Genomic DNA, 3630 nt, shown 5'->3' with positions numbered 1-3630 from the left:
AGCCGCAGCGGCGCGGCACGCAGCCGTGCTTCGCGGGCCGCCCACTCGGCCGCGGCCCTGCTCTCGGCCGAGCCGTCCAGGCCGGCGATGACGGGGCGGGACATGGGTACCTCCTGAGGTCGGACCGCAGTCGGGGCGGTCACCCTCAGCCTCGTGCCGGCAACCGGCCCAGGCGCAGGGCCCGAAGGGTCCCGCCCCGGTGCCGAAGGGCCCTGCGTGGGCGGGCGGGCACGGGGTCGTTCTGCCGTGCCCGGGGGCCGTTCGGCCCATGGTCTGGGCCTCGCGCCCCGCGGGACGCTGCACAGTGCCACGGCAATCCGCCCGCCCGTACCGTTCCCGCCCCGGGAGGCCCGCCATGTTCGCTGCCCCGCCGCCCAGCGTGATCCGCGCACTGCCCGCCGAGCACCGGGCGCGGCTGATGGAGACCGCCCGCGAGGTGTCGTTCCCGCAAGGGATCCGGCTGTTCGAGGAGGGCGGGCGCGCCGACCGGTTCTGGATCATCCGGACCGGCACCGTCGCGCTCGACATGCGGGTGCCCGGCCGGCGTGCCGCCGTCATCGAACGTCTCGGGCACAACGAACTGGTCGGCTGGTCCTGGCTGTTCGCCCCGCACATCTGGCATCTGGGCGGCGAGGCGGAAACCCCGGTGCGGGCCTACGAGTTCGACGCCGCGTCCGTCGACGCGCTGCGCCGGGACGACCCGGCCCTGGGCCAGGCGGTCGCCGAGTGGGTCGGCACCGTGGTCGCCCGCCGGCTGCACGCCGCCCGGACCCGGCTGCTCGATCTGTACGCGCCGTACGGCGCCGGCACCTCGCTGTGAGCCGGCGCCGACGCCTGCGGGCAGCCGGCCTCAGCCGTTGGGGCGCAGGGTCCAGACCACCGTCATCTCACCGGTGACCGCGCCGTCCTCGCGCCGTATCTCGATCGCCACCGGGAACTCGGGCCGCCGGCCCGCGTCCAGCTCCGCGACGACCTCGGCGGCCGGCCGGCCGAGGGTGGCGGTGGCGGTGACGGGGCCCATGGCGAGCTTCTTGTAGGCGATCTCGGCGCGGACGGCCAGCGGCACGGCGCGCGAGAGCTGCTCGCCGAACGCGGCGAGCACGATGGCGCCGCTGGCCGACTCGCCGAGGGTGAACATCGCGCCGGCGTGCGGCCCGCCGACGTGGTTGTGGTAGTCGGCCTGGTCCGGCAGGGCCAGTACGGCCCGCTCCGACGTCGTCTCCAGGAACTGGAGGTTCAGGGTCCGGGCCATGGGCACCGTGGCGGCGAGCATCTCGCCGATGGACATCTGGTCTGCGCTCATACCCGAAGGTTACCCACGAGTAGCCTCGCCTGACCAGGGCCGGACCGGCGCGGGCCCCGCCCGGGACCCGCGTGGGGCCGAGTTGCTACGTCCCTGTCAAAGGCCGGTGACCCAATCGTGTCCCTGGCACGGCTAGGGTTGCTGCCCATGTGGCCAGGACAGCAGCCGCCCGGGGGCGAGCAGAACCCGCAGACGAACAACCCGTACCAGCAGCCGGGGTACCAGCAGCCGAATCCGTATCAGCAGCCCGGCTACCAGCAGCCGAACCCCTACGGGCAGCAGCAGCAGTGGGGTACGCCGGCTCCGGCGGGGGCGCCTCAGCCGCCGCAGGGCGGGGGCGGCAACCGGACCAAGCTGGTGGCGATCGTCGCGGCGACCGCCGTGGTCGTGGCCGCGGGTGTCACCGGTTTCCTGGTGCTGGGCGGGGACAAGGACGACACGGCGGGCAAGAAGGACGGCAAGCCGTCCGCGAGTGCCTCCAAGAGCTCCTCCGCCGAGCCGAGCACCTCCGCGTCCGGGGACAACCCGCGGGGCGGCGAGGAGGAGAAGGCGACCGTTCCGGGCTGGAAGGTCGTCGTCAACACCCGTTTCGGCACCAAGTTCGACGTCCCCGCCGACTGGGAGATCGAGAACCCCGGCACCAGCGTGGGCTTCGAGTGGGAGGACAAGGACGGTGAGCTGGACCGCACCACCGTCACCGCCCCCGCTTATCTCAAGTCCAAGTGGTGCACCAGCGACGACGACAAGGACGGCCGCGAGGAGGACACCGCTCTCGCCACCGCCGGCACCCGCGGTGAGAACGGCGCCAAGAACACCGACATGGCGGCCGAGACCCGCGTCCCGTGGTGGATCTTCGGCGGGTACACCCAGCCCGACAAGAAGAGCGTGAAGTTCACCAAGCCCAAGCCGTACAAGACCGCGTCGGGCCTCGAAGGCAGCGTCGCGACCGCGCACTCCGAGGGCACGCCCCAGAAGGGCAAGTGCGACAGCGAGGGCAAGGCGATCACGTTCGCCTTCAAGAACGGCGCCGGGGACTTCGTCACCTGGAACCTGTACGGCGCCAAGGGCGTGCAGGACGAGATCCCGGAGGCGACCGTGCAGAAGATCCTCAACACGGTGCGCCTCACCGAGGAACCTCCGACGGAGTCGTAGCAGGCCGGCGGGGTGACCCGCCGCCACGGAGCCGGAGCGGCGCCCGGTGGCAGGTCTCGCCCGCCCCGGTTTGGCAAGTCGGCCCCGCCCCGGCGATAGTCACGGGGTGCCGACCACCGTCTCCTCCCGCCGCCGCTCCTGGGCGGGCCGCAACTACAGCCTGCTGACCGCTTCCGCCGTGGTGACGAGCCTCGGCAGCAGCGGTGCGCTGATCGCCGCCGCGTTCGCCGTACTGGAGACGGGCGGCGACGGCGGCGACGTGGGACTGGTGGCCGCCGCCCGCACCCTGCCCCTGGTGCTGTTCCTGCTGATCGGCGGCGCGGTGGCGGACCGGCTGCCGCGGCACCGGGTGATGGTCGCGGCCAACGTGCTGAACTGCGGCTCGCAGGCCGCGTTCGCGGCCCTGGTGCTGGCGGGCGAGCCACTGCTGTGGCACATGATGCTGCTCAGCGCCCTCGGCGGCACCGGCCAGGCGTTCTTCAGCCCGGCCGCCGAGGGCATGCTGCTCTCCTCGGTCCGGGGCGAGCAGGCGGGCCGGGCGTTCGCCGTGTTCCGGATGGCGATGCAGGGCGCGTCCCTCGGCGGGGCCGCCCTCGGTGGCGCCATGGTCGCCGTGATCGGGCCGGGCTGGGTGCTCGCGGCGGACGCGGCGGCCTTCGCGCTCGCGGCCGCGCTGCGCGCCTTCCTCGACGTACGGCACATCCCCGCGCGCGCTCCGGGCGGCGGCCTGCTGGCCGATCTCAGGGAGGGCTGGCGGGAGTTCACCGGCCGCCCCTGGCTGTGGGGCATCGTCGTGCAGTTCTCCCTCGCCAACGCGGTGGTGGGCGCCGCCGACGCGGTCTACGGGCCGCTGGTCGCCCGGGACCATCTGGGCGGCGCCGGTCCCTGGGGCCTCGCGCTCGCCTTCTTCGGCGGCGGCACCGTGGTGGGCGCGCTGCTGATGACCCGCTGGAAACCCCGCCGTCTGCTGCTCGTGGGCACCCTGTGCGTGTTCCCGCTCGCGCTGCCGTCCGCGGCGCTCGCCGTGCCGACGCCGGCGGCGGTCCTGTGCGCGGTGATGTTCGTGACCGGTGTGAGCGTGGAGGTATTCGGCGTCTCCTGGATGACCGCGCTGCACCAGGAGATCCCCGAGGAGAAGCTGTCCCGGATCTCCGCCTACGACTGGTTCGGCTCGG

General features: G+C 73.6%; 4 protein-coding genes. 3 read left to right on the top strand and 1 reads right to left on the bottom strand.

Going from position 1 to position 3630, the window contains the following annotated elements; genetic code table 11:
* The first annotated feature begins 355 nt into the window (after positions 1-355).
* Positions 356-820, top strand: coding sequence for a cyclic nucleotide-binding domain-containing protein (locus N4P33_RS33760; protein WP_260830742.1), 465 nt, complete (start codon positions 356-358; stop codon positions 818-820).
* A gap of 30 nt (positions 821-850) precedes the next feature.
* Here N4P33_RS33760 and N4P33_RS33755 read toward each other — a convergent pair whose 3' ends face one another.
* Positions 851-1303 (bottom strand): DUF4442 domain-containing protein, encoded by a 453-nt coding sequence (locus tag N4P33_RS33755; protein WP_260830741.1) that lies wholly within the window; start codon positions 1301-1303, stop codon positions 851-853.
* 147 nt (positions 1304-1450) lie between these two features.
* Between N4P33_RS33755 and N4P33_RS33750 the strand changes: the two genes are divergently transcribed.
* Entirely contained in the window at positions 1451-2455 is a 1005-nt protein-coding gene (locus N4P33_RS33750; RefSeq protein ID WP_260830740.1) for a hypothetical protein, read from the top strand.
* 106 nt (positions 2456-2561) lie between these two features.
* A partial coding sequence (locus tag N4P33_RS33745; RefSeq protein ID WP_260830739.1) for an MFS transporter occupies positions 2562-3630 on the top strand: 1069 nt, incomplete at its 3' end.

This window comes from Streptomyces sp. 15-116A (genome assembly GCF_025290915.1).
GTDB lineage: Bacteria > Actinomycetota > Actinomycetes > Streptomycetales > Streptomycetaceae > Streptomyces.
Note: the sequence above shows the minus strand (reverse complement) of the source record. Positions and strands in the feature narration are given on the sequence as shown.